The following is a 23,979-nucleotide window of genomic DNA, read 5'->3' as shown; positions in this document are numbered from 1 at the left end:
GATAGGTTTTGTCTTACGTTGAAGCCGACGCACTCACCGCAGAAGTGGTCGCGGAATATTTACGTGATAACCCAGATTTTTTCCAAGACCGAAAAGATTTGGTTGATCGCCTTGCTATCAATAACGTTGAGCAGGGCGCTGTTTCTCTGGTTGAGGTTCAGCTTAAACGCCAGCGTCATCGAATCGAAGAGCTTGAAGAAGAGATCACTGGCTTGATGTCGTTGGCAGCAAATAACGATAAAACCTTCTATGAGTTTATGGATCTGCAAGCGCAAGTGCTGAAATGCAGTGACTTTATGCAGGTGATAAAAGCCGTTGAACAAAAAGCGTTAGATCTTGGGCTTAAGGCTCATGTTCGAATTCTTTCGCAATCTGGCTTTTATCAGTTGAGTGCTGAGGGTTACTCTAAGTTTTCGCTTAACCATTTCAATGGCAAAGATGCTTATCTTGGGCGCTTGAGAAAAGCCGACAGACACGATTTGTTTGGTGATTATCCAGTTCCAGAGCTAGGCTCTTATGTAGTACTACCGCTTGCTAAGCAGTCTCCATTGGGTTTGCTCGCCTTTTCTAGTGAAGATGGCGGACATTTCCAACCCCATATGGATACGCTCTTTTTACGCCATTTAGCACTTGTTGTCGCTCATTTGGCGGACACCTTACCTTGGCAGATAAATAATGAGCCTAGAGCCCAAAATACCTCTTCCTAACAGCCTTCAAAAGCCACTTTCTCGCTTCTATGAATATCTCAGAAGCGAGAAGGGGCTCAGCCTACACACCCAACGTAATTACAAACAACAACTTGAAACCATGGCCGGTCATTTAGTCACGCTCGGACTTAAAGACTGGGGGCAAGTCGATGCGGCGTGGGTCAGACAACTGGCCAGCAAAGGCATGCGTGAGGGAATGAAAGCGAGCAGCATCGCGACTCGCTTATCGTCATTGCGCAGCTTCTTTGATTTCCTTGTGTTGCGTGGCGAAATGACCGCCAATCCAGCTAAAGGTGTCTCTGCACCTCGCAAACAACGCCCTTTGCCTAAAAACCTCGATGTTGATGAAGTGGGTCAACTGCTTGATGTGAATGAGGACGATCCATTGTCGATTCGTGATCGAGCGATGATGGAGGTGATGTATGGTGCTGGATTACGACTGGCAGAACTGGTCGGCATCAATCTTAAAGATGTGTTAGGTCGACAAGGCGAAATTCGAGTGATTGGTAAAGGCGACAAAGAACGCAAAGCGCCTTTTTCTGGTTTAGCTAAAGAGTGGGTCGATAAATGGCTCAAAGTTCGTGGTGAATTGGCTTCACCGGGTGAAACTGCGCTGTTTGTCTCTAAGCTTGGGACTCGTATCTCTCACCGCAGTGTGCAAAAGCGCATGGAAGAGTGGGGCAAGAAGCAATCTGTCGCGAGTCATATTAGCCCGCATAAACTGCGTCACTCCTTTGCAACGCATGTGCTGGAATCGAGCCAGAATCTTCGTGCTGTTCAAGAGTTGCTTGGCCATGAAAACATCTCGACGACTCAAGTGTATACCCACTTAGATTTCCAACACTTAGCACAGGCTTATGATCAGGCTCACCCGAGAGCTCGTAAGAAGAATAAAGATTAGATTTAAGGGTTTACTATGCGAATTTATCGAGGGTTAAAGCCCATTAAAGCCATGACCTTTGACTTGGATGACACCCTGTATGACAACTGGCCTGTGATCATGAAGGTTGAGAAAGAGATGGCACAGTGGCTTTATCAAAAGCACCCAGTGTCGGCTTCTTTATCGCTTGAAGAGTGGCAGGGCATTAAGCAGCAAGTCGCATCTGAAAACCCAGCTTTGAAACATGATGTCACCGTGTGGCGTGAAACTCAGATTAAGAGTGGTTTGCTGCAATTGGGTTACTCCCTGCCGCAAGCAAAGCAAGCGGCTCGAGAAGGCATTGAGCATGCCTTGTGGTTGCGTAATCAAGTCGATGTCCCTCAAGAAACGCATCGAGTGATGTCTGAACTTAGCCAGCGTATTCCTCTGGTTGCGATTACCAATGGCAATGTCGACCCTCACAAAATTGGCTTAGGGCAGTACTTTCAATTAATCCTTAAAGCCGGCCCTGATGGCAGAGCAAAACCCTATCCAGATATGTTTGAAAAAGCTCAGCAACACCTAGATTGCGACGCTGAGAATATTCTTCATGTTGGTGATCACCTTAAAACGGATGTCTATGGAGCCAAGCAAAATGGCTTCCAGGCGTGCTGGTTTAATGACACTGGTTCCAATTTATACCGCTCCCCTAAGGCGAGTGTGCTCCCTGATGTTGAAATAGACCAACTTAGCGATCTTATGCGACTAATTTAATGGCTTGGTAAGCTTATTGTGTCGCATTTACGATAGTGAATTGTTACATTAGTCGCCTATAAAAGCCTGATTAGGCTAGGATAATTGGCGACTACTTTTTATCGATTCATTTCAGTCATAGCAGTGGTTGCGGGTTGTTACTTCACTCGATTTTGAACAAGGGTTGGCATGCAAACATTTACATTTCTCGCAAATACTGAGGCGTTATTTAGAGCTCAATTTGATCAGCGAGAATGGTGTGACAGCAAACAGTACCTTATTCAAATTTTCTCAGCACAATCTTCAGATCTAGCTCGTCAAATCGCGGGTGTTGCCCTCAATCGTTTAAACAATGCGACGCTAATTGGTCAGAGTGCTCGTCATGTTATCTGTGATAATTGTCTTGAAAGTGCATGCACCTTAGTTATCATCAGTGAGTTCAACGAAACCCATCTAACTTCTGCGGTCCAGCCTTTTTCCGGCAATCCAAATCAAGACAGCCAAGACTTAGCTTTTCAATTGCGCCTTACAGAAGACACCAAAACGGTCATCAGCTTGTGTGATCAGGTTGAAGGGCGTGATTATCCTATTTATAGCGCTTTTGAAAATTTACCTTACGCCTTGCCGATAGCTGGTGGACTGTGCCATGAGAATGAATTTGGCCGTTGGGTTATGTATAACGAGCAAACCTACCAGCACGCCTGTGTTGCTGTGGCTCTGACTAACCCAAGATTGAAGGTTTGGTCGGACGCGTACTCTGAGTGGAACCCGATTGGGATGAAGTTACGAGTCACACATGCAGTTGGAAATCGCTTATACGCGTTGAACGACAAGCCAGCTATCGAAGTATTCAAACATTACCTTGCGGATGGCAAAGACCTTCCTTTTAGCCAGCTGATGAGCTTTCCGCTTTATCGAGAACTTGGTAGAAAGAAGGGGATCTCGACGCCGCTACGTATTAATGATGATGGCAGTATCGAGTTTGATAGCCCTTGGCATGTCGGTGAAGAGGCGCAGTTTTGTTATAACCACCCATCTCTCACTGCAGAAAAGGTGCGCCACGGGGCCGAGATGCTAGCCATGCATCAGCCTGAATCGGTGATCATTTATAACTGCGTATCTCGACTTGAATTTATCGACAGCAAACTTGAGCTCAAGCCATTTGAAGGGATAGTGAATACATGTGGTGCCTACTGCATGGGGGAGCTATACCGTAATGAAGACCGCCAAGAGATACTGCACCACAGCCTGACTTATATCGCTATGCGCGAGTCTGACGAGATTAAAGAGTTTCATTGTGAAGACTTTCAGTGCGGCTCAACCGTGTCGCCGTTGCTTAACCTTGTCAGAAATGCAGTCGCCGATCTCGACAGTATGAATACTCAGATGGAGAAAAAACTCCATCAACAAGCGCGTCGCTTAACCGAAAGCTATCGCATTGACTCGCGTACTGGTTTGCCGAATCGTATCGTTTTGAAGGAGCGCCTCAATACGATTCTATTTAGTGAACACTTACTCACGTTAAAGCTCACGAATTTCCATCAAGTTAACGAAAAATACGGCTATCAAGTAGGTGACCAGTTACTGCTTGATCTGTCTAATCACTTTATTGAGCGATTGCAGCTTCGTGTCGTCAAAGAGCCTCGCGTGAAGGTTGAGCTATTCAGTATTGGTGTCGGAGAGTGGGCGATTATCTTTAATGCCAGCGTTGGTAGCGCGAAAATAAAAGAAGGTTTCGTTGAGTTCGCCGATGACATCGAACACATAAATTTTGAGCCGTATGGTTTGGCTGATATTGATTACCTGTCAGTTTCTCTGTGTGGTGGCTTTGCTAGTCGTTGTGACTTCTTAACCGACAGTGGTGACGAGATCTTATTGAAAGCGATCGAAGCTCGACGCTATGGAGTGCGTAATAATACCCATATCACCAATGCCAAAGACATTCAGGTGAGCGAAGAGGACCGCAAAGAGCAACTTGGTTGGTTGAGCTGTGTGAGCCGTGCAATTTTAGATCAGAACATCATCACTTACTCACAGCCGATTGTGGAATCGGGTACGCACGAAATGATTGGCCAAGAGTGTTTAGTCAGAATCATGGAGTCGGACGGTACCATTGTGCCACCAGGAAAGTTCTTACCGATCATTGCTGACACCCACCTTTATACGCGCCTTAGTCGACACATGATTAAGAGCACTATTGGCTATATGGCGGATAAGCAGAGCTCGTTTTCTATCAACCTATCCCCACAAGATTTGTTGAGCGACAAGACGCTTGAGGTTCTTGAGGCTGCGATCAGTGGTATGAACGATCCTACTCGACTTGGTTTAGAGGTTCTCGAGTCAGAACAGATTAAAGATTATGGCCGCATGATTGAGGTGTGTGATCACTTCCGTGCGCTCGGGGCGAGAATCATTGTTGATGATTTTGGCTCTGGTTATTCCAACATCGATGAAATCATTAAGCTTGAGCCGCAGATCATTAAGCTCGACGGTAGCTTGATTCGTAATATCGACAAAGACCAAAAACAAAGAAACATCGCTTCTCAGTTGGTTCGTTTGTGCCAAGTGTTCAATGCCAAAACGGTCGCTGAATTTGTCCATAACCAGCAAGTTTGTGAGATAGCAGAGCAAATGGGTGTTGATTATCTGCAGGGTTACTACTTTGGTGAGCCTAAGCGACTGTTTTAGCTGTTAAAGCTTCCAGCATTGTTTAACTACTGGCTATAAAAGTACTGCGCCGCCATTAATGACTGCTTTTTGGCGGAATGAATGATGTCTAACTAAGGTCACATTATTCATAACGCGATCGCAAGTATTCCGTGCAAGCCTTATCTATAATAAGCACAATAATAAATCATTAACGTAACGATTAATGTGAATATGCAGTCGACTTCTCTCCTGATACAAGACATTGAGCAAACCCAACGTGAATTGGAAAAGATAGATTTTCATCAACATGAAAGCCTACTGATTCAGGTGTTTTCGTCTTTCGAGAAAGGTTCTGTTTTGGCTGCCTGCCAAGTGATTCAATCGACTTTTCCCAATGCCAAATTGATTGGTTGCAGTGCTAACCACTACATTAGTCAAGGTGTCATCCTGCACCAAGGTCTTTATCTGATTGTTACCCGCTTTGACGCGACGTCTTACTCTTGTGGTGTTGTCGAATATAGCGAACAACCATTGCTCGATAGCCACGCTATGTGGCAACAGCTTGAGTGCAATGATAATACTCAAAGCATCATCTGTTTCGCAGACCGCTTGCAGATAAATAACCGAGATCTATTTTCAGCGTTTGAGCAGTCGATGTATTCATTACCGATCTGTGGCGGTGCATCGACCATCACAGATAATGGGCGATGGGTGATGTTAGACGGCATTTGCTATGAAAATGCCTATGTGATGTTGGCGCTGCACAGTGTTGAGCTCTCCATCGCTAAGGGTTACTACACTGAATGGAATCCGATTGGTCGAACTTTTCGAGTGACAGGTGCTCAAGAGAACCGGTTGTTGGAACTTGATGGGATGCCTGTTCGCGAACTCTACAATCGTTACCTCGCTGATGGCCTCGAAGTGCCTTTTGAGCAACTGCATAACTTTCCCTTGATGGTCGGTGACCCGAAAGAGCAAAACATTCACTTACCGCTCAAGGTAACGGAAAGTGGAGAGATAGAATTCAGCGGCCTGTTCCAAGTGGGCGATGAGATCCGGTTTTGTTATGACCATCCATCACTGACCTTAGAGCAGATACGACTGGGCGTGCAGCAGATCGCCTCTCATAGGCCAGAACAGTTCTTCATTTATAACTGTACATCTCGTATCGACTTTATTGATGGCAACCAAGAGGTTGAGGTTTTCCAAAAATTGGCCGACAGCTATGGCGTTTACTGCATGGGAGAACTTTATCAAGAGAATGGCCAACAGCGAATCTTGCACCATAGCCTCACTTATCTTGCGCTTAGAGAAGGCGAGGGTAAGGCGGTATTGCCATTAGAGACGCAACCCGCGACCAACATATCCCCTCTGTTTTCATTGATCCGAAATGCACTGCTTGATGTCGATGACATGAACAACAGCATGGCGAGTAAGATTCAGCAGCAAGCCACTGCATTGACGGCAAGCTATCGAATTGATCACCGTACAGGTTTACCCAATCGAAGTGTGCTGCGTGAGAAACTGTCGAAGATGAGCAGTGATAGCCACTTACTAGCTTTGAAGGTCACGACCTTTGGTCAGATCAATGAGAAGTATGGTTATCGAGTAGGTGACAAGCTTCTGCATGATTTGAGTGAGTACTTTCAAAAGGCGCTGTGGCAGTTCTTTGATGAGGGCTGTCAGCTCTACAGTATCGGTATTGGTGAGTGGGCGGTGGTGTTTGATAGTTGGGCGAGCCAAGAACATATTCATCAGCGATTCTCGGAATTTGCCGATCAAACCGAGCATGTGAATTTTGAGCCTACCGGTTTACCCGATATTGATTACTTGTCGGTGTCTATCTGTGCGGGTATCGCCAGCCGTCGAGATTTCCCGACTACCTCTATTGATGACTTATTGTTGAAGGCGATTGATGCGAGGCGCAGCGCTGTCAGCCAGAACAAGCACCTAGTGAGCGCCAAGGCACTCATTCAATTGGAGAAGCATCGCCAAGAGCAACTTGGTTGGCTGTCGTGCGTGAGTCGCGCGGTGCTTAATCAGAATATTGTGGCGTGCTCTCAGCCCATAGTTTCAGCACACAGTCATCAGGTAGAGAGCTACGAGTGTTTGGTTCGAATTGAAGAGGACGGTCAGTTAATTGCACCGGGTAAGTTCTTGCCAATCATTGAAGGAACCCATCTCTATACACGCCTCAGTCGTCAGATGATAACGCGCACCTTCGATTTTATGAGTCAGCGAACCGATTCGTTCTCAATTAATTTAGCGCCACAAGATTTCAGCAATGAGAAAACCATTCTTCACCTTGAACAAGCGATCAAGAAAATCAGTCACCCACAGCGTATTGGCTTGGAGGTGTTAGAAACGGAACAAATTCAGGATTACGGTCGCTTGATTGAGGTGTGTAATCACTTCCGCGATCTTGGTGTGAATATTATTGTTGATGACTTTGGTTCGGGCTATTCGAACATTGATGAGATATTGAAGCTAGAACCACAGGTGATCAAGCTTGATGGCAGTTTGATTCGCAATATTGATAAAGATAAAAAGCAGCGCAAGATCGCTCAGCAGTTGGTGAGCTTATGCCAGATTCTGAATGCTAAGACGGTGGCGGAGTTCGTTCATAATGAGCAGGTGTGCCGTATTGCTGAAGACATGGGGGTCGATTACTTGCAAGGGTATTACTTTGGTCAACCTCAGCGTTTGTTTTGATGGAGCGAGCGTTTCACGTGAAACACTGGTTGGCTCAATAACGAAAATACGATGTAAAAAGGGTGAGCTTATGGCTCACCCTTTTTGTTTTTAGTGTCTGTCTCGTCCCGAAATGTGTTTTTACCTTCCCGCGCGCCTGCTTGGTCTATTTGAGGGCGTGGCCACATTTGTCGGCGTGGAATACTTTTAGATACTGTTGGTAGTAGTCATCAATGAGCTTGGCAGGTTCGCTTTCACCTAAAGATTTGAGTAACTCAATACCCACTTCGCAAGTACACAGATGGCCACTGTCTTGGTTGCGGCGCAAGGTGTATGAAGATTCGCTGGTAATATCGAGGTGAACTTGCGGAACGGCTTGTAACCACGAGCTCTTGTTAAGCATCTTCTTCGCTTCTTGCCATGTGCCATCCAAGATGATGAATAGCGGCTTACGGCTCTGGGCTTGGGTCATTACAGCTTGCTGGCACTCGACACTTTGATCACTTGGGAATAAAAGAAACGGTTGTCGTGTTTCATCGTCAAGCAGTGCGATGAGCTCCGCTGGTGGTGTTTTCCTTTGCCATACAATGGACTGACACTGATCAAGGGATTGCTGAAGCAGCTTCCCTGTATTGGTATCGCGTGACAGTTCATTCTCATGAGTGAGCAGTACAAGATCGATTTGGCTTGCGACACTAGGTATCAGGTGACAAATACATTGGTGAGTGAAGCTACAACCATGGCAAGCTTGTTGGTTACTCATGTTTACAACTTAACTCCACTTTGTGCGGGTGAGATACCATCAGCAAACAAAACCACGTCGCTGATATCAGCATCATCTGCAACTGGAGCGACACTTGGGTTTAGCGGGTAGCTGACACCAGAGTATGAAAGTGTGTGTTTCGCCGGTGTTGCACCGCCGCCACTGACATTGAAGATCAGATCCTGCCAGCCGTGGTTTTGCGATTTACCTAAGCGTATGTCGCCCTTAACCAGTGTCACTCGGCTATTGAAGCGCCAGTTATCTTGATGGTTTTCGAAAATTAGCAGTGTACAGCCACCAGAACCACACCAATCGAGTTGGGCGAACAGCTCTTCTTTACCGTCGCCGTTGAGGTCGTAGGTTAACCAGCGGTATTTAGTGTCGTCAGGTGAGCTGTTGTTGATCTTAAAGTATTCGCGGATCGCTTGGTCGACTTTTGGATCAAGTTGATCGCTGGAGTTCACCTGCTTTGCGGTTAGATCAACGTTAGTGGTGGTGTTTACTTGTGCTTGCGCACTCTTAGCTTCGAATAGCACCAGACCGCCATTGGCAATCGGATACACCACGTTGCCCACTTTCTCTTTTTCAGCGATTAGCTTGCCATTATCGAGTGTGAAGATGCGCTCGGAGATCAAATATTGTTGCTGGTGGCGAGTCATAACCACTTGTACCTGATTTTGGTTCAGTTGCTGCCAGAAGCCTTGTTCAACAATAGAAGGGTCTCCATTGCTGTATGAATAAGTCGTGATAGCACTGTGGTCATTGTTGAGTTCAAGGTTGATAGAGAACCCTGAGTTTTGCGTTGAGCTAGCGAAGTAGAGTCCGCTCCAGTCCAGCGTTGGATCTTGGTTAGAGACCGTCGCACAGCCATTGTAGTTACTGTCATTGAGGTTAAGCTTGGCATGCCATCCATAGATAGAATCGCTCATGCCGTCGCTACAGCTCTCTTTCGTAAGGTTGAGTTTGCCTTGTGCAGCTTTACCTTCTAATTGGTAGTCACGGCTGCTCGATGTGGTGCGGCTTGATTCAATATCGAGGGTCTGTGGCTGTTCGCCCATCTTGGTGTATTTCAGCTGGTCTTTATCGAAGGTTGCTGACCAGAGGGGTTCATTACCAAATACTCGTGTTGAGCGCAGCGGTTGGACGCAGCGATCTGGGTTCTCTGCGGTTAGGATGTTCACTTGGTCAACCACGAAACGCGCTGTGAAATCTGCGTTATAACCCGTTTGGCTCGGCACGGTTAGGTGACCAATCAGCTCGCCATATAAGGCTTGGTAAGGTCTCGTTGAGAGCCCTTGTGCTTCTAACGCTAACTCTGGAGATAAGTCTAACCAGTATTGTTGTTGGCTACCGCAAGGAGTGAAGGTTCGGCTTTCATGGCCAACCACCACCTGACCACGCATGATGAAGGTTTGCGGTTGAATGCTCAGTGGCTCATCCAAGTTTGCTGGGGGCTGTTCAGGTTGTTGCGGCGTATCAGGTGCCGTAACACAGCCTTGCAGAGCGAACGCGACTAGCCATGTCACTGGGTTTTTCATTACCTTCATGTTATATCTTCCTCGGAGCAACCGTTAATTGGATTTATTATGGCATATTGGTTATTTAAAACAGAACCCGACACCTTCTCTATTCAGACTCTTAGAGTACAAAAAACCTCTTGTTGGGAGGGTGTACGCAACTATCAGGCTCGAAACATGATGCGTGATGACGTCAAGCTTGGCGATCTGGTGATGATATACCACTCATCATGTAAAAAAGTTGGCGTAGCGGGGATCGCTAAAGTAACCAGAGAAGCCTACCCAGACCACTTTCAGTTCGACCCTGAGAGTGATTACTACGATCCTAAGTCTTCACCCGATAACCCACGCTGGATCATGGTGGATGTCGAGTTTGTGCGAGTGACTGAGCGCTTGATTCCTTTGGTTACGCTTAAAGCCATGCCTGAACTCTCCGAAATGCCCTTGGTGAAACGCGGTAATCGTTTATCGATCATGCCGGTTACCGAACAAGAGTGGCAGGCAATCTTAAGCAAAGAAGTGTTAGGTTCTCGATAGCGTTAGAGAGAGCTTTTTACGTAAGGTTCAAAAAAGGCAGCCAGTTGGCTGCCTTTTTATTTATTCAGATCTGTTCAACGAGCGAGATTAGAGCAGATGCTTTTCTAGGTAGTGAGCAACGGCATCGTCTGCGTTACTGCCAATCACTTCATTGTCAGGTAGTGCTTTCATCACTTTCTCATGTGATGTACCCATGATTAGACCTTTACCCGCCATAGCCAGCATCTCAGCGTCGTTCATGCCATCCCCAAAGGCAACACAGTTATCCAGCGTTAGGTTCAGGGATTTCGCAACAGCGTCTAAAGCGTGGCCTTTAGATACTTCAGCGGCCATTACTTCCAGACACCAAGGCGTTGAGAAGGCAACGTTTAGCTTGTCTCCAAATGCTTCTTTTAGCTTTTGCTCAAACGTAACTAGATATTCGTGGTCTTGCTCTGGGTGAGTGAAGAAAACCTTGGCAATGCCGTCGTTCGGCGCATTGTCTGCTTCAAAGCGCTTGTAGCTGAAGCCAGACTCACTGTGGAACTTAGCCAGCATTTCATCTTCACGATCGAGTAACCAATCTTCATTCTGGTACATGTGAATGAAGATGTTTGGATCTTGGCGCACAATATCAATAACCGGTTGAACGAGCTCTTGAGGTACGTTTTGGCTATACATTAGCTGATCATTCTGGTCGTGTACGCGAGCACCGTTTGATGTGATCATGTAGGCCGGAATCCCTGCGATTTGACGAATCCCAGCTACATCGACGTGATGGCGACCCGTTGCGAAGATGAAGGTATAACCTTGGTCGTGTAATTTCTTAAGCGTTAGCTTGGTAAAGTCGCTTAGCTGATGGTTGGGAGCCAAAAGCGTACCATCTAAATCAGAAGCAACAATTTTCACGGAATCTTTTAGTGCAGGAATACTCATTTAACCCTCATTGCAAAATGCTTAACCAATATTGACGCTAGCCAGCGCTAGAATCGTTTTAACTACAATATCTCTAGGTAGAAATTGTATGCCAAATTCATGCAAGAAAAGAGGGCAAAGCTCACTTACTTCTCTTCCTCTTTAGCGCTTATTTTCTTGGTAGGTTGCTTAGCCTATTAGCTCTAGGCGAAAAACTGATTGATCGCATCCAGTGTTTGATTGCGATATTCATCCTGCTCAAACAACACCTCATGCCTAGAACCCTCAATCAACTTAAACTGACAATCAGAGTTGGTTTTCTTCAGCTTAGAGATGAACTTTACTTGAGCACTGTTACTGACAATCTTTTCATCCCCAGCTTGAATCAATAGCAGAGGGATCTTGATTTGACGAGTTTGTTGAATTGCTTGCTTGGCGGCCATTAACCCTTGCCACACCCAACGCGTGCTTGGTCCACCCACCTGCAAAGATGGAGACTCGTCATATAAGCGGCGGAACCACTGATAGCGAACCTTACTGTGGCTCAGTAAGTTGTTTTCAAAAGGCTTCGAATAATATGCTTGCTGGCCCGGCGCGTAAGTTGGCTTGGCATAAAAAGCGGTAAGCACTTGTCCAACGATCATCGCGATAGGTTTCAGGTACCACTCGGTATTGATACCAAACATCGGAGCGCACAGAGTCACCTTATCAAACGGGTGGTCTGGATGGGTTTGTAGGTAGCGAGTGGCTATGGTGCTGCCCATTGAGTGTGCGAGCAGGTAGCGATTGGAATACTTACTGAGATCAAAACTGGCAATGACGTCAGACATGTCAGATTCATAATCATCAAACTCATGAATGTGACCAATGTCAGAGTCTGTTACCATACGTTCAGACTGGCCTTGACCTTGGTGGTCAAATGAATAAACGTCATAGCCTTGTTGATAAAAATCATAAAAGATTTCTTGGTATTTTTGGCAGCATTCGATACGGCCATTTGAAATCACAATAGCTTTGCTGTGCTTTTCTGAGGTGAGGCTGCACCAGTACAGTTTCTTTTTACCAGACGATGTTAAAAACCCCTCTTTTCTTTGTTGCCAAAGAGCGTTGATCGGGTGTTTAATCGCATGATCGAACTGAGGTTCTTGAGTGTAAGGGAAGGTGGCTTCGCTGTGGTTTTCCATGGGAAATTACCTGAACTGATGCGTGTGAGAGCTTTATTGCTACTAATGTTGTTAGATTAAAGAACTAGTAAGGAAATGCAAATGGATACTCATGTTTGGCTTGCTTATGTTGTCACAGCGATTTTGTTTAGCTTGGCTCCGGGCTCGGGTACCGTTAACTCAATCAGTAATGGGCTTAGCTATGGCACTAAAAAGTCACTCGCATCAATTGTTGGCTTACAGCTTGGTCTTGCGTTTCACATTATGCTGGTGGGCGCGGGTATCGGTGCACTCGTTGCTAAGTCTGCGTTGGCGTTCACCATCATTAAGTGGGTCGGCGTGGTGTACTTACTTTGGTTAGGTATTCAAAAGTGGCGTGATAGCTCGAGCCTAGTAGCATCTGAAGAAAGCTCTACTCTGTCGAGTGGCAAACTGCTGAGAAACGCTGTGCTTATCAACCTAACTAACCCGAAATCAATCGTGTTTTTGGTGGCTTTGTTTCCTCAGTTTATTGACCCTACACAACCTCAAGCACCTCAGTTATTAGTGCTAGGTGTGACGACAGTATTCATTGATAGCGTTGTTATGTTGGGTTACACCTCATTAGCGTCACAAATGGGACGTTTTATTCGCTCTGATCGCATAATGGGTAAGATAAATAAAATATTTGGTGGTATGTTCATGGGCTGCGGTGCTTTGCTAGCTGCCGCGAAAGCTTAGATTAAGCGACTGAGTTATAGTTAAACCAATCAGAGTTATCAAGAAATGACCGCTACATACGTTGCTCGACAACCTATCTTAAATCGCAAGAGGAATACACTCGGCTATGAGTTGTTATTTCGCGATGGAGAAAAGAATGCGTACCCAGCGCATATTGAGTCTAATCGAGCAACGTATCGTCTGATTGTTGAGAACTTCTTGTCTGTTGGTCTTAACCCTTCTATTCCATCTTCACGCTGCTTTATCAACTTCCCTTATCAAAGTTTGATTCGTCGACTGCCCTTAAGTTTGCCGAAAGATAAGGTGGTGGTAGAGATTCTGGAAACCTGTAAACCAACAGATGAATTGTTGGAAGCGGTTAAAGACCTTTACCAAGCGGGTTACATGATTGCCCTAGATGATTTTACTTCGACCCCAGAATGGGAACGTTTCCTTAAATACACGCATATCGTAAAGCTCGATATTATGCAGATGGGTTTGGATGAAGCGTGTGATTTGGTTAGGGCGCATCAAGGGAAGAAGTTTAGCTTTCTGGCTGAAAGAGTCGAAACTGAGCAAGAGTTTAAGCAAGCGAAAGAGGCGGGTTTTAAGTTCTTCCAAGGGTACTTCTTCAGCAAACCTGAAATCATCAAGACCAAGTACATTAGCCCTGAGCAAGTAATTGCTATGGAGCTGTTCCAAGAAGTGTGTAAGCCGGAAGTCAACTTCCAACGTGTCGAAAGCATCGTCGCGAAAGATGTCGCCTTGTCGTATAAGTTACTGCGTTTTGTGAATACCATGTCACCTCGCCTTGAGGTTACCATCTCTTCATTCCGCCAGGCTTTGGTATATCTAGGTCAAGAGAAACTGAAAATGTTTGTCTCGTTAGCCGTCGCCTCTTATGTGTCCGATAAAAAGCCTAAAGAGCTGTATGGATTGTCTCTACAGCGTGCTCAGTTTTGTCAGCGTATGTCTCGCTATCAGGCATTTGAAGGGTATAGAGAACAGGCCTTTATGATTGGCTTATTCTCCTTGTTGGATGCTCTGTTGGACTTGTCGTTAGATAACTTAGTCGAGCAGTTGCCGCTGTGTAAAAGTATCAAGGTTGCTCTATTACGTAGAGAAGGGCCATATGGTACCTTGCTCGCACTTGAAGAGAGCTTTGAGCATGCCGATTGGCAACAGATTGATGAGCACTGCGCCGATTTAGGATTAAGCGTGGATCAGGTTAAAACGGAGCTTACTGAAGCGCGCCGTTGGAGCCATACCGTGACCAACAAGCTCTGATATTTCTTCGTTAAACTTTTATGACAATTGAAACGCACGCCTTGACGTGCGTTTTTTTATATCTAAGATATGTGCATATCCATATATGAGTATGTTTTTATGCTTCCTCACCAATTTTTTAAATTACTGTCCGATGAAACGCGAGTGCGTTGCTTAATGTTGATAGTTCGCAATGAGTGCTTATCGGTTGGTGAGTTGACTCAGGCATTGCAAGAAAGTCAGCCAAAGGTTTCACGCCATCTTGCGCAGCTGCGTTCAAACGGTGTTTTGATTGATGTTCGCCAGGGGCAGTGGGTGTTTTACCGCCTGTCACAAGATTTACCAGGTTGGATGCTAAAGTTAATTGACGACCTTATTGCATCGAACTGTTTGAAAACTGAATACCAGCAAGATATTGAGCGCTTAGAGTCGATGAACTCACGCCCAGTATGTTGCGTTTAAATACATTAAAACTTAATGCCGAAATAGTTGTAGTTGCAGCTAGGCGACAAGTGAACTTATCCCTATGAGCATAGTGGCTCTATGTAATTAGGGCGGCCGGCGCTCCGGTAAGTGAACGTAGTCAACAACGCTGCGGCTTCAAATATGAAGGCAATTAACTGAGAGAACAGAAAATGACAGTCAAAGTAGGTATTAATGGTTTTGGTCGTATCGGCCGTCTAGCACTTCGCGCAGCATTCGATTGGGATGAGCTAGAATTTGTTCAAATTAACGATGTTGCTGGCGACACAACAACACTGGCCCACCTTCTAGAATTTGATTCAGTTCAAGGTCGCTTTCACCACGAAGTAACTGCAGAAGGCGATGAGATGATCATCAACGGTCAGCGCATCAAAACCACACAAGAGCGCGACATCGATGCGATCGACTGGTCTGGTTGTGATGTGGTTATCGAAGCGACAGGTGTTCACCGTAAGACCTCTTTCCTAAACAAATACCTAGAGCAGGGCGTGAAACGTGTTGTGGTATCGGCGCCAGTGAAAGAAGAAGGCATCGCAAACATCGTTGTTGGTGTGAATGACAATATCTTCGACCCTGCGGTACACAAAATCGTAACGGCAGCGTCTTGTACAACGAACTGTATCGCGCCAGTGGTTAAGGTGATCAACGAGAAGCTTGGTATCGAGAACGCAGCCTTCACCACTATTCACGATTTAACTAACACGCAAACTATTCTTGATGCGCCGCACAAAGACTTACGCCGCGCACGTGCATGTGGCATGAGTCTTATCCCAACAACAACGGGTAGCGCTAAGGCGATTGTTGAGATCTTCCCTGAGCTAGAAAACCGCATCAACGGCCACGCAGTTCGTGTACCGCTAGCGAACGCTTCTCTGACAGACATCATCTTCGAAGTGAAGCAAGACACCACGGCAGAAGAAGTTAACGCGATGCTGAAAGAAGCGTCTCAGAATGAACTAAAAGGTATTCTTGGCTTTGAAGAGCGTCCACTGGTTTCTATCGATTACAAAGGCGACCAACGCTCAACAATCGTGGATGCACTATCAACGATGTTGGTCGGTAAGCGCATGGTTAAGATCTACGCTTGGTACGACAATGAGATGGGTTACGCAACACGTACCGCTGAGCTTGTTCGTACCGTTGGCCTTGCTTAATAAGAATCTGGAGAAGATATAATGATACATCCAACATGGCAACTAGACCTAGAGCAAGGTGCGCTAGTGCTTACTCCGTGCCCAGGCACAAAAGAAGCAACGCTTGATGCATCACTGGCTCAGCTAAAAGAGCAAGGCGTTGAAGCTATCGTGACAGCACTTGATGACCATGAGCTTGCAAGCAAAGACGTGGCGGCACTTGGTGAAAAAACACGTGCGTTAGGTATGCAATGGTTCCAGATCGAAATTGAAGACGACTGTGCACCGGGTGCTGGTTTTGCTGCGAAGTGGCAAGCAGCTAGCCCTGAGCTACATAACATCGTCGATAACGGCGGCAAGGTTGCAATGCATTGTATGGGCGGCTCTGGTCGCACTGGTTTGTTCGCAGCTCACCTACTGTTAGAAAAAGGCTGGGATTTGAGCAAGGTAGTTCAAGAGGTGCAGGCACTGCGTCCAGGTGCCTTCACTAAACCTATCCAGGTTGAATACATTAATGGCGTAGCGAATAGCTAATAGTCATCAGTGTTAGACAGGGAGCTTTTGGTATCTGGAGTGTTGAACTTATCATGATCCAAAAGCTCTTTTTGTTTAGATTGCAGAGATAGCGTTATGTTTTCAAATCTAAGTAAGAGCGTTCGCCAATACATGTTGGTGACTTTTAACTACTGGAACTTCACCATTACTGATGGTGCACTTCGCATGTTGGTGGTTCTGTATTTTTACGACCTTGGCTACAGTTCGTTAGAAATCGCCTCACTGTTCCTTTTCTATGAATTCTTTGGTGTGGTGACTAACCTAATCGGTGGCTGGTTAGGGGCGCGTCTTGGCCTCAATAAGACCATGAACATTGGGTTAGGCATGCAAGTCGTCGCCTTGGGTATGCTCGCGGTGCCAACGGCAATGCTGACCATTCCTTGGGTCATGGCGGCGCAAGCCTTGTCTGGTATCGCTAAAGACCTCAATAAGATGAGTGCCAAGAGCTCAATTAAGACTCTGGTTCCTGATGAACAACAAGGCGCGCTTTATAAGTGGATTGCGATTCTGACCGGATCTAAGAATGCGCTTAAAGGGGCAGGCTTCTTTATTGGTGGTTTACTGCTTTCAACGATTGGCTTCCAATACGCCGTGCTCGCGATGGCAGCCGTGTTGGCATTGGTCTTCGTTGGCAGTGTGTTGAGCTTAGAAGCGGACATGGGCAAAGCGAAAACCAAGCCTAAGTTCAAACAGATCTTCTCTAAGTCTGAATCCATCAACATCCTATCCGCAGCACGTATGTTCCTGTTTGGCGCTCGTGATGTGTGGTTTGTGATTGCTTTGCCGATTTACCTAGGCAGTGTGTTTGGTTGGGATCACTCATGGGTTGGCGGTTTCTTAGCTGCTTGGACTATCGCTTATGGCTTTGTACAGGGCATAGCGCCGAAGATTACTGGTAAAGCTCAAGGTAAGGTGCCAGATGGCCATGCCGCGCTGTTATGGGCTGGTGCGCTGGCTATAGTGACCGCTGCTATCGCTTATGCGGTACAGATTGGCTGGCAACCCGAGTTAGTTATTATCGGTGGCTTGATGGTGTTTGGTGTCATCTTTGCGGTGAACTCATCACTTCACTCATATTTGATTGTGAGTTATGCGAAAGGCGATGGCGTTTCTCTTGATGTCGGTTTCTACTACATGGCAAACGCGATGGGCCGTTTGATTGGCACGATATTGTCGGGCTTGGTATTTCAAATGGCAGGTTTGTCTGCGTGTCTGTGGGTTTCCTTCGCATTCTTGGCGATAACGACGGTGATCTCTCTCCGTTTACCGAAAGTGCCGCAAATTTCAGCGGCATAAGCTTCAGCCACATGAGCCTCATTTGTGAGAGCTCAAGTCGCAGAAGCTAGAGTCGTATGAGCTAAATTCGCGATAAGTATCTCCTTTAACACTAAGCTGACTTGGTATTTATTCCGGTCAGCTTTTTTATTGCTATAGTAGAATGATTTAATATTAATCAGGCATTTACATGAAGCAGCGAATTCTCTTTTTTGATTTAGCACGATGTGTCGCGGCCGTAGCGGTTATCGCGATTCATGTTTTGGCGCCTTATCGCAATGAGTTGGGCACTATTCCTTTCGGTGAATGGCTTACTGCCATTACGGTAAACGGTTTCAGCCGCTGGGCAGTACCTGTGTTCATTTTGATTACTGGCGCACTGATGCTCAGTGATCAGCGCCCGTTTGACGCCAAATACTACCTCAAGCGTCGTTTGGGCAAGGTACTGATACCTTTCATTGTCTGGTCGCTTTTCTATACCTATCTGTCGGGCTGGTCGGCAATGGGCTTTGATGCCGACGTCAGTTGGGACGTGTTGCTTAATAGCTACCATCATTACACCTATTACCACCTTGGTTTCTTCTATTACTTCATCCCACTCTATTTTGTGATTCCGTTCTTGCAGATCATGGTTAGAAAGTACGGTGATAGATCGGTCTATGCCTTTACGGCGGTATGGTTGTTCACAACATTGCTGTTCTTACTGAAAATCGATGGCCCTTGGAGTCACGAATTGTGGTTGTACACCGGTTACTTAGCATTGGGTTACTTGCTCTATAAGATTGTGCCACTTAACAAGATGACAGTTGGCATGAGTGTGTTACTGGGTGGGCTAGCGTTACTAACCACGGTTTACATGGTGGTTGATGCAAGCTTGGTAGCAGAAGAGTACACGGTAGGGCGCTGGCTATCTTACAAAACGTTGAATACCGTATTAGCCGCGAGCATGGTGTTCATGGTATGCCGTTACTATGGTGAAGGCCTGTCTGAGAAGAGTAACCAAGTGGTTGGCTTTATCAGTAAGCACAGCTTAGGTATTTACCTGCTGCACCCGATTTTCTTGTGGCCGATGAAAGAGTTTGGTTGGTACCAAGGACATCCGGCATGGGTTATTCCATTATGGATTGTGATCAGCGGAGCTGGCGCATTATGGATGAGCTGGTTGGTGTCTAAGTCAGAGAAAACGCGTTGGTTATTGCCTTAGCGGTGATTGCTAAGGCTTTCTGATGGATTGCTTAGGGACGACAGTTGAAGCGGCTGACGTTTAGCGCTTCAACGCAAAGTGTAAGAACTTATCGCCTTGGTAGGTTAAGGTTCCTTTGTCGCCAGGGTTAAGGGCGTGGAAATAGTGGATGCCGACTTGGAATTCTCGCTTCGGACCAACCACACCACGTTGAACGTAAATCCAGTACTCTTGATCTTCTTGGCCCGGTTCTGCGTCAGGAAGGTCGATCGATTGTTTGTCTAACACCGTGACATTCACTTTCTTCTCTGGCGCATTTTCACCTTGCGAGTGTTTTCGATAGAAACCAATAAATACCCAAGCCGCTAGAGCAGCGAGAGCAAAGATGGCAAAAAAGAGTGAATTAGGCATATAACCTCCATGTAGTCGTGATGGTTATTCTAGTCTTTCAGGCAATAGGGATATGTGTTTAAAGCCGTTATTCGTGAACTGTTGTAAGCCAAGCTGATTATTTTTCGGCAGACATCACATTTAATGGTCAGTTTGGGATAAAGCATTGTTATTTATTGTCTCTTTCTCTCGTAAATAACAGTGATTTTGTATAAGAATAGGGAAATGCTCGACTAGAATTATAGTGTGGAGCGGGAGGGCTAAGATGACCGATATTGAAAAAGTGGTGACAAGAACTCGCAATATAGAGAAATTATTGAGGCTTCAATATCATGCCGAAGGCGAAGGATTGCATGAGCTTGTAACAAGCTGTGAAGAAAGGCTACCGCACGATATGGTGAGCAAGCTGCGCTATATCGCAACGTGTCGTAATAAGGTAGTCAATGAACATGAGGCTAAGTTGGAAGACCAATATAAGTTCATCATGATGTGTAACGACTGTGAGAAGGAGCTGACTCCACGTAGTGGTCGTTTTATCTGGCGAGTTGCGATCTTACTGATGATGGCAATGACTTTAGCTGCCGCAGGTTTCTATTATGCGAACTGGGATGTGCTAACACTGCATCTGTTTTCGAAGTGAAAAAATTGAACAAAAAAAGGGACGCTCATGGCGTCCCTTTTTTTATCTGTAACTTGCTTAGTACATCATCGGTAGTGTCATTAGACCTACAACTACCGCGATCATTACAAGTCCTTGTCTTTGCGAAGATGAAATCATAACACTACTCCTAAATTTGGTTGTCTCTCGCTATGTTTTAAAGAATAGCACTACTTATGGCCTTAGATCAAGAATTACTTTCGAAAGCTTTAAAAGTAGTAGAAAACTATGAGTTTTTGGCTTGTTTGGCAGTGTTTAACTGTGTTTTATGGTGTGTTCTTAATTTGTTCGTTGTGATTTATGTTTGTTCTAATTTGATTTAACTTGTTGTTTTGTAATGGTTGTTTTGTGTAATTTATATTGTTAAAGGTTGTTAAACTGTATTAATAGAGGTTGGTGGTGGCTAGGTTGGTTTTGGTTGGTTTTTTAAGTTTTCGGCTTGGTTTTTGTGGCGATTTTTACCGGAGGCTTGAAATAACCTGACAAAACTGGGCGTTAAAAAAGAAAACTGGCTACTTTACAAGTCTAGGCTTGGTTGGCGTTTTTATTTTCCTATTAATCTTGAGTTTGTTTATTTAAGTTATTGTTATTATTTACTTTAAATGTGGTTATTTTAATTTTTTAAGTGTGGTATTTTACGGAATTAGGCCGGTTTTGGTGGGGTCGATAGGTTAGAATTGGCCAAAATTCAAGTATGGCGACTCTAATGCCAGTTTGAATGGGTTTTATGATGATTCGTTCTAGTTTTAAACGAATGGCCATTGTCATGGTGGTAATTGTTACGACTTCAATCTAAAGAGACTCTTTTTAGTGGAAGCGTAATCAAGATCCAATTTTGAGGGGCTGAGGCTTTACATCAACACTCGTGTGCCTAGACTGGCGACGATTTAAAGCAATAGGGCAAGTGGTATGTGGAGTTGGTTAGCGGTTTCCTTATCTGGTATCGGAGCAATAGCAGGAACGAAACATGGACATATCGGTCAGGCCTTATCGTATAAGGTATTTACCTTTGTATTATTAGCGACAATTGCTTTAACTCAGTCGGTTGTGGCTGACTTTACCTATTGGATAGTTGCGGGGTTGGCTATCTCTGCGATCGCAGATGTGCTTCATACTCTCACTCAAAAACGCCCTCTGCATTTTGTCTGCTTCTTATTGGCTCAACTCTGTTACAGCAAAGCTTTTTGGTTACAGCTATCAGGTGAAATGGTTTGGTGGTTGTTCGCGCTGTTATTGGCAGCTTGCGTTGTTGCTTTCTTTTTACTGCTGCCACGCTTAGACAAACTCGTTTTTCCCGTGGTCATCATGGGCATTGTGCTTATTCAGTTAGCATGGGCTTCTGGTGAGGTTTGGCTGCTGGATCCTCAGTTATCACACGCGGTCGGTTTTGCTGGCTGTAGCGTGCTGCTCCTTTCGGCCTTAGCTTATGCGCTAAACAGTTACCGCAGCCCAATCAAGGGCGCTTACTTTTGGGTAACGGGCAGTTACTTTCTCGCACACGCATTCATCGTCGCATCGATTACTATTTAGGGTAGAGCTCTCTCAAGCCTGAGCTACATCAAAACGGCGTTGCTAAAACTCGGTACTCTACGTGTAATTCATTAAACATGAGATTGAGTTATGACGACTGAAATTCACGCACACAACGTTTTAAACCTGCTTAGTGAAAAGCCACTGACTCGCGAAGAGCTAACATTAGCGCTTGCTCAAACCTATGGCGAAGAAGCTCGCTTCCATACTTGTAAGCTCAATGGTCTGGATTTAGATAGCCTGTTGAAGTTTTTCTTGAAGATGGAAAAGGTTGTCGTTGTCGATGATAAGCTTTGCACTAACCGCGAACGTGTGTGTAATCACTAATTCTTAGTGGCTTGTTTTATTCGTGAATAAAGAGTGGGTGCATGTTTCGGCTCCACTCTTTTCATTACCTTTCAATCTGCTTTCGCTAATTTGCCTTCTTATAACATCCCCTTTTAAAAGCATCAGTTAACCCGCTTATCACTGCGTTCGAAAATCAATGTTGAGGCTGCTATACTCCGCGCACTTACGCTTTTCGAGACAAACTTATGGAAATCTTATCTGCAGCAACCATGCTGTTTCTTATCATGGACCCGCTTGGCAACTTGCCAATCGTGCTCTCTATCCTTAAGCATATTGACCCGAAGCGTCGCCGTATTGTTCTGATTCGTGAGCTGATGTTCGCACTGGTTATCTTGCTGCTGTTCTTATTTGCGGGTCAAAGCATCATGAACTTCCTGCACGTGCAGCCTGAAACCTTGAGTATCTCTGGCGGTATTATTCTGTTTATTATCGCGATTAAGATGATTTTCCCAAGTGCGGGTAGTATTACTGGCCTCGCGGCGGGTGAAGAACCGTTTATTGTGCCGATGGCGATCCCAATGATTGCTGGCCCTTCAGTGATTGCGGCATTGATTCTGTTGTCGACACAGCACCCTGACAATATGTTAGAGCTTTCAGGCGCAGTGATGCTGGCTTGGGGTGCTACCTTCTTTATTCTGATGTTTAATGGCTTCTTCCTGCGAGTGCTGGGAGAGAGAGGTCTTAAAGCCATCGAACGCTTGATGGGCTTGTTGTTGGTTATGCTGTCGACGCAAATGTTCCTCGATGGTGTGAAAGGCTACATGGGCTAACATCAATATCATTGCTGAATAAAAAAACGCCGCTCAAATGAGCGGCGTTTTTGTCTCTACTGTTTCTGTCATGATGTTTTCTGTAGCTAAGCGTTTTATATCTGGGCTTAAGCTCGATTACATCATGTGTTTGCGTCGGATATCGAGTAAGGCGAAGACACCGAAAATCAATATTGACCACTTCTCCCAACGTGACATCTCGATCTTGTCGCCGAAAGCACCGATGAAAATCAGCATCTGCAGGCCGTGCATGAAGAACAAGAATGCTGTCATGATATAAAGCGCAATCGCAGCATTACCCGGGAACGGGTAGAAAATATTTACGATCAAGATAAACCAAACAAAGGCGATGGCTGCTTTTGCTAGTGGAAGCAAGAACTTCATTCAATAACTCCTATTCTTCAGTAATTCGATTGAACAGTCGGTAGCTTGACTGTCCGGTGGTCTTATCGCGATGCAATTCCCAGTTCTCTGGCATAGCTTCGAGTTTCAGTTCTTTCTCTGTCTCGATGTAAATGATGGCATTGTCTGCAAGCCAACCGTTACTCTCAAGCAGTTGTACTGTTTCTGCCAGTAAGCCTTTGCGAAATGGTGGATCAAGGAAAACCATATCGTAAGGAGTGCCTGGTTTCTTAAGGAAAGAGATAGCATCAGTATTCACGACATTAATGTTGTCTGCCTTGAGCTCTTTCGCGTTATCAGAAAGCTGTTTAGCCGCCTTTTGATTCATTTCGAGCAGTGTCACCATTTTGGCTTGGCGAGAAGCTGCTTCAAAACCTAGACCGCCAGAACCGGCAAATACATCCAAGCAAGTTGAATGTGGGATATCTTGAGCCACCCAGTTAAAGAGTGTTTCTTTTACTCGGTCAATGGTTGGGCGTAATCCTTCTAAATCATGAACAGGCAGCTTTCTACCTCTCCATGAGCCACTAATAATTCGAACAAAGCCTCCGGATGGCTTTTTTTGTGATGTGTTTTGCTGGCGACGTCTTACCATAGATTTTTTGACCGCTAATAAAGTGATACTATACCGAGCCCAATTTAAGTGGGTTCGTGTATTAAATAAATTTGCAATGACAAAGTGTATCAAGCTAAAAGCAAACTTATCACTGCTTTGTCATTTTTCTTTACTATTCGTTTGTACAAGCTTGTATTG

Annotated in this window: 24 protein-coding genes; 17 read left to right on the top strand and 7 right to left on the bottom strand. The window is 45.4% G+C overall.

The genetic code is table 11. The features are described 5' to 3' along the window. Positions 1-8: 8 nt before the first annotated feature. The 5 genes from AB6E30_RS16475 (at position 9) to AB6E30_RS16455 (ending at position 7,680) form a co-directional block, all read left to right on the top strand. Positions 9-707, top strand: a complete 699-nt coding sequence (locus tag AB6E30_RS16475; RefSeq protein WP_017061014.1) for a DUF484 family protein — start codon at positions 9-11, stop codon at positions 705-707. Next, positions 676-1,608 carry a tyrosine recombinase XerC gene (gene xerC, locus AB6E30_RS16470; protein WP_017061015.1) on the top strand — a complete coding sequence of 311 codons (933 nt, stop codon included), beginning with the start codon at positions 676-678 and terminating at the stop codon, positions 1,606-1,608. Before AB6E30_RS16475 ends, xerC begins: the two co-directional genes overlap by 32 nt. A gap of 15 nt (positions 1,609-1,623) precedes the next feature. Next, the gene (gene yigB, locus AB6E30_RS16465) at positions 1,624-2,340 is read left to right on the top strand and encodes a 5-amino-6-(5-phospho-D-ribitylamino)uracil phosphatase YigB (RefSeq protein ID WP_050649035.1); all 717 of its coding nucleotides are present in this window, start codon (positions 1,624-1,626) and stop codon (positions 2,338-2,340) included. 168 nt (positions 2,341-2,508) lie between these two features. After that, on the top strand, positions 2,509-5,007 hold the full coding sequence (locus tag AB6E30_RS16460; RefSeq protein ID WP_372104450.1) for an EAL domain-containing protein: 2,499 nt from the start codon (positions 2,509-2,511) through the stop codon (positions 5,005-5,007). A gap of 192 nt (positions 5,008-5,199) precedes the next feature. After that, on the top strand, positions 5,200-7,680 hold the full coding sequence (locus AB6E30_RS16455) for an EAL domain-containing protein (RefSeq protein ID WP_372104447.1): 2,481 nt from the start codon (positions 5,200-5,202) through the stop codon (positions 7,678-7,680). A gap of 145 nt (positions 7,681-7,825) precedes the next feature. Here AB6E30_RS16455 and AB6E30_RS16450 read toward each other — a convergent pair whose 3' ends face one another. Beyond that, positions 7,826-8,422, bottom strand: a complete 597-nt coding sequence (locus tag AB6E30_RS16450) for a tRNA-uridine aminocarboxypropyltransferase (protein WP_372104445.1) — start codon at positions 8,420-8,422, stop codon at positions 7,826-7,828. 2 nt (positions 8,423-8,424) lie between these two features. Continuing rightward, positions 8,425-9,969: a COG3650 family protein gene (locus AB6E30_RS16445; protein WP_372104442.1), complete on the bottom strand. Its 1,545-nt coding sequence runs from the start codon at positions 9,967-9,969 to the stop codon at positions 8,425-8,427. 39 nt (positions 9,970-10,008) lie between these two features. Here AB6E30_RS16445 and AB6E30_RS16440 point away from each other — a divergent pair, with 39 nt between their 5' ends. Beyond that, the gene (locus tag AB6E30_RS16440; RefSeq protein ID WP_017061021.1) at positions 10,009-10,476 is read left to right on the top strand and encodes an EVE domain-containing protein; all 468 of its coding nucleotides are present in this window, start codon (positions 10,009-10,011) and stop codon (positions 10,474-10,476) included. A gap of 87 nt (positions 10,477-10,563) precedes the next feature. On the opposite strand, the gene AB6E30_RS16435 is transcribed toward AB6E30_RS16440, so the two are convergent. After that, positions 10,564-11,391, bottom strand: a complete 828-nt coding sequence (locus tag AB6E30_RS16435; protein WP_372104439.1) for a Cof-type HAD-IIB family hydrolase — start codon at positions 11,389-11,391, stop codon at positions 10,564-10,566. Between the two features lie 182 nt (positions 11,392-11,573). After that, positions 11,574-12,554 (bottom strand): alpha/beta fold hydrolase, encoded by a 981-nt coding sequence (locus AB6E30_RS16430; RefSeq protein WP_017061023.1) that lies wholly within the window; start codon positions 12,552-12,554, stop codon positions 11,574-11,576. Positions 12,555-12,635: 81 nt separating this feature from the next. On the opposite strand from AB6E30_RS16430, the gene rhtB reads away from it, so the two are divergent. The 7 genes from rhtB (at position 12,636) to AB6E30_RS16395 (ending at position 19,148) form a co-directional block, all read left to right on the top strand. Continuing rightward, positions 12,636-13,253, top strand: a complete 618-nt coding sequence (gene rhtB / locus AB6E30_RS16425) for a homoserine/homoserine lactone efflux protein (protein WP_017061024.1) — start codon at positions 12,636-12,638, stop codon at positions 13,251-13,253. Between the two features lie 45 nt (positions 13,254-13,298). Beyond that, the gene (locus tag AB6E30_RS16420; RefSeq protein ID WP_372104435.1) at positions 13,299-14,519 is read left to right on the top strand and encodes an EAL and HDOD domain-containing protein; all 1,221 of its coding nucleotides are present in this window, start codon (positions 13,299-13,301) and stop codon (positions 14,517-14,519) included. Between the two features lie 99 nt (positions 14,520-14,618). Beyond that, positions 14,619-14,960 (top strand): metalloregulator ArsR/SmtB family transcription factor, encoded by a 342-nt coding sequence (locus tag AB6E30_RS16415; RefSeq protein WP_017063763.1) that lies wholly within the window; start codon positions 14,619-14,621, stop codon positions 14,958-14,960. A gap of 173 nt (positions 14,961-15,133) precedes the next feature. After that, positions 15,134-16,135 carry an ArsJ-associated glyceraldehyde-3-phosphate dehydrogenase gene (locus tag AB6E30_RS16410; protein WP_017061027.1) on the top strand — a complete coding sequence of 334 codons (1,002 nt, stop codon included), beginning with the start codon at positions 15,134-15,136 and terminating at the stop codon, positions 16,133-16,135. Between the two features lie 21 nt (positions 16,136-16,156). Then, positions 16,157-16,648, top strand: coding sequence for a cyclin-dependent kinase inhibitor 3 family protein (locus AB6E30_RS16405; protein ID WP_017061028.1), 492 nt, complete (start codon positions 16,157-16,159; stop codon positions 16,646-16,648). 96 nt (positions 16,649-16,744) lie between these two features. Next, positions 16,745-17,965, top strand: coding sequence for an organoarsenical effux MFS transporter ArsJ (gene arsJ / locus AB6E30_RS16400; protein WP_029235838.1), 1,221 nt, complete (start codon positions 16,745-16,747; stop codon positions 17,963-17,965). A 169-nt stretch (positions 17,966-18,134) separates the two neighbouring features. Beyond that, a complete protein-coding gene (locus AB6E30_RS16395; RefSeq protein WP_372104432.1) occupies positions 18,135-19,148 on the top strand; it encodes an acyltransferase in 1,014 nt (337 codons plus the stop codon). A 60-nt stretch (positions 19,149-19,208) separates the two neighbouring features. Here the strand turns inward: AB6E30_RS16395 and AB6E30_RS16390 are convergent, their stop codons facing one another. Beyond that, positions 19,209-19,538 (bottom strand): DUF2500 domain-containing protein, encoded by a 330-nt coding sequence (locus AB6E30_RS16390; RefSeq protein WP_017061032.1) that lies wholly within the window; start codon positions 19,536-19,538, stop codon positions 19,209-19,211. Positions 19,539-19,782: 244 nt separating this feature from the next. Here AB6E30_RS16390 and AB6E30_RS16385 point away from each other — a divergent pair, with 244 nt between their 5' ends. From AB6E30_RS16385 to AB6E30_RS16370, 4 genes are all read left to right on the top strand, one after another. Further along, positions 19,783-20,157 carry a DUF4145 domain-containing protein gene (locus AB6E30_RS16385; protein WP_372104429.1) on the top strand — a complete coding sequence of 125 codons (375 nt, stop codon included), beginning with the start codon at positions 19,783-19,785 and terminating at the stop codon, positions 20,155-20,157. A 927-nt stretch (positions 20,158-21,084) separates the two neighbouring features. Beyond that, complete coding sequence (locus AB6E30_RS16380; protein ID WP_017061033.1) at positions 21,085-21,705, top strand: lysoplasmalogenase; 621 nt, start codon at positions 21,085-21,087, stop codon at positions 21,703-21,705. Between the two features lie 90 nt (positions 21,706-21,795). Further along, positions 21,796-22,032, top strand: coding sequence for a YecH family metal-binding protein (locus AB6E30_RS16375; protein ID WP_017066763.1), 237 nt, complete (start codon positions 21,796-21,798; stop codon positions 22,030-22,032). Positions 22,033-22,238: 206 nt separating this feature from the next. Continuing rightward, positions 22,239-22,823 carry a YhgN family NAAT transporter gene (locus tag AB6E30_RS16370; protein WP_102321185.1) on the top strand — a complete coding sequence of 195 codons (585 nt, stop codon included), beginning with the start codon at positions 22,239-22,241 and terminating at the stop codon, positions 22,821-22,823. 117 nt (positions 22,824-22,940) lie between these two features. On the opposite strand, the gene AB6E30_RS16365 is transcribed toward AB6E30_RS16370, so the two are convergent. Continuing rightward, a complete protein-coding gene (locus AB6E30_RS16365; RefSeq protein WP_016784000.1) occupies positions 22,941-23,207 on the bottom strand; it encodes a DUF1145 domain-containing protein in 267 nt (88 codons plus the stop codon). A 10-nt stretch (positions 23,208-23,217) separates the two neighbouring features. Beyond that, the gene (gene rsmD, locus AB6E30_RS16360) at positions 23,218-23,820 is read right to left on the bottom strand and encodes a 16S rRNA (guanine(966)-N(2))-methyltransferase RsmD (RefSeq protein ID WP_372104426.1); all 603 of its coding nucleotides are present in this window, start codon (positions 23,818-23,820) and stop codon (positions 23,218-23,220) included. Positions 23,821-23,979: the final 159 nt, after the last annotated feature.

Origin of the sequence: Vibrio sp. 10N.247.311.12, from assembly GCF_041467515.1 — a bacterium.
In the GTDB taxonomy this organism is placed as follows: Bacteria; Pseudomonadota; Gammaproteobacteria; order Enterobacterales; family Vibrionaceae; genus Vibrio; species Vibrio crassostreae_C.
This window is presented reverse-complemented; position numbering and strand designations above follow the sequence as displayed.

What these genes read in the sequence shown, in the direction of transcription:
- xerC (WP_017061015.1), top strand. Translation starts at nt 676, where the DNA reads ATGAGCCTAGAGCCCAAAATACCTCTTCCTAACAGCCTTCAAAAGCCA.
- yigB (WP_050649035.1), top strand. Translation starts at nt 1,624, where the DNA reads ATGCGAATTTATCGAGGGTTAAAGCCCATTAAAGCCATGACCTTTGAC.
- AB6E30_RS16460 (WP_372104450.1), top strand. Translation starts at nt 2,509, where the DNA reads ATGCAAACATTTACATTTCTCGCAAATACTGAGGCGTTATTTAGAGCT.
- AB6E30_RS16455 (WP_372104447.1), top strand. Translation starts at nt 5,200, where the DNA reads ATGCAGTCGACTTCTCTCCTGATACAAGACATTGAGCAAACCCAACGT.
- AB6E30_RS16450 (WP_372104445.1), bottom strand. Translation starts at nt 8,422, where the DNA reads ATGAGTAACCAACAAGCTTGCCATGGTTGTAGCTTCACTCACCAATGT.
- AB6E30_RS16445 (WP_372104442.1), bottom strand. Translation starts at nt 9,969, where the DNA reads ATGAAGGTAATGAAAAACCCAGTGACATGGCTAGTCGCGTTCGCTCTG.
- AB6E30_RS16440 (WP_017061021.1), top strand. Translation starts at nt 10,009, where the DNA reads ATGGCATATTGGTTATTTAAAACAGAACCCGACACCTTCTCTATTCAG.
- AB6E30_RS16435 (WP_372104439.1), bottom strand. Translation starts at nt 11,391, where the DNA reads ATGAGTATTCCTGCACTAAAAGATTCCGTGAAAATTGTTGCTTCTGAT.
- AB6E30_RS16430 (WP_017061023.1), bottom strand. Translation starts at nt 12,554, where the DNA reads ATGGAAAACCACAGCGAAGCCACCTTCCCTTACACTCAAGAACCTCAG.
- rhtB (WP_017061024.1), top strand. Translation starts at nt 12,636, where the DNA reads ATGGATACTCATGTTTGGCTTGCTTATGTTGTCACAGCGATTTTGTTT.
- AB6E30_RS16420 (WP_372104435.1), top strand. Translation starts at nt 13,299, where the DNA reads ATGACCGCTACATACGTTGCTCGACAACCTATCTTAAATCGCAAGAGG.
- AB6E30_RS16415 (WP_017063763.1), top strand. Translation starts at nt 14,619, where the DNA reads ATGCTTCCTCACCAATTTTTTAAATTACTGTCCGATGAAACGCGAGTG.
- AB6E30_RS16410 (WP_017061027.1), top strand. Translation starts at nt 15,134, where the DNA reads ATGACAGTCAAAGTAGGTATTAATGGTTTTGGTCGTATCGGCCGTCTA.
- AB6E30_RS16405 (WP_017061028.1), top strand. Translation starts at nt 16,157, where the DNA reads ATGATACATCCAACATGGCAACTAGACCTAGAGCAAGGTGCGCTAGTG.
- arsJ (WP_029235838.1), top strand. Translation starts at nt 16,745, where the DNA reads ATGTTTTCAAATCTAAGTAAGAGCGTTCGCCAATACATGTTGGTGACT.
- AB6E30_RS16395 (WP_372104432.1), top strand. Translation starts at nt 18,135, where the DNA reads ATGAAGCAGCGAATTCTCTTTTTTGATTTAGCACGATGTGTCGCGGCC.
- AB6E30_RS16390 (WP_017061032.1), bottom strand. Translation starts at nt 19,538, where the DNA reads ATGCCTAATTCACTCTTTTTTGCCATCTTTGCTCTCGCTGCTCTAGCG.
- AB6E30_RS16385 (WP_372104429.1), top strand. Translation starts at nt 19,783, where the DNA reads ATGACCGATATTGAAAAAGTGGTGACAAGAACTCGCAATATAGAGAAA.
- AB6E30_RS16380 (WP_017061033.1), top strand. Translation starts at nt 21,085, where the DNA reads ATGTGGAGTTGGTTAGCGGTTTCCTTATCTGGTATCGGAGCAATAGCA.
- AB6E30_RS16375 (WP_017066763.1), top strand. Translation starts at nt 21,796, where the DNA reads ATGACGACTGAAATTCACGCACACAACGTTTTAAACCTGCTTAGTGAA.
- AB6E30_RS16370 (WP_102321185.1), top strand. Translation starts at nt 22,239, where the DNA reads ATGGAAATCTTATCTGCAGCAACCATGCTGTTTCTTATCATGGACCCG.
- AB6E30_RS16365 (WP_016784000.1), bottom strand. Translation starts at nt 23,207, where the DNA reads ATGAAGTTCTTGCTTCCACTAGCAAAAGCAGCCATCGCCTTTGTTTGG.
- rsmD (WP_372104426.1), bottom strand. Translation starts at nt 23,820, where the DNA reads ATGGTAAGACGTCGCCAGCAAAACACATCACAAAAAAAGCCATCCGGA.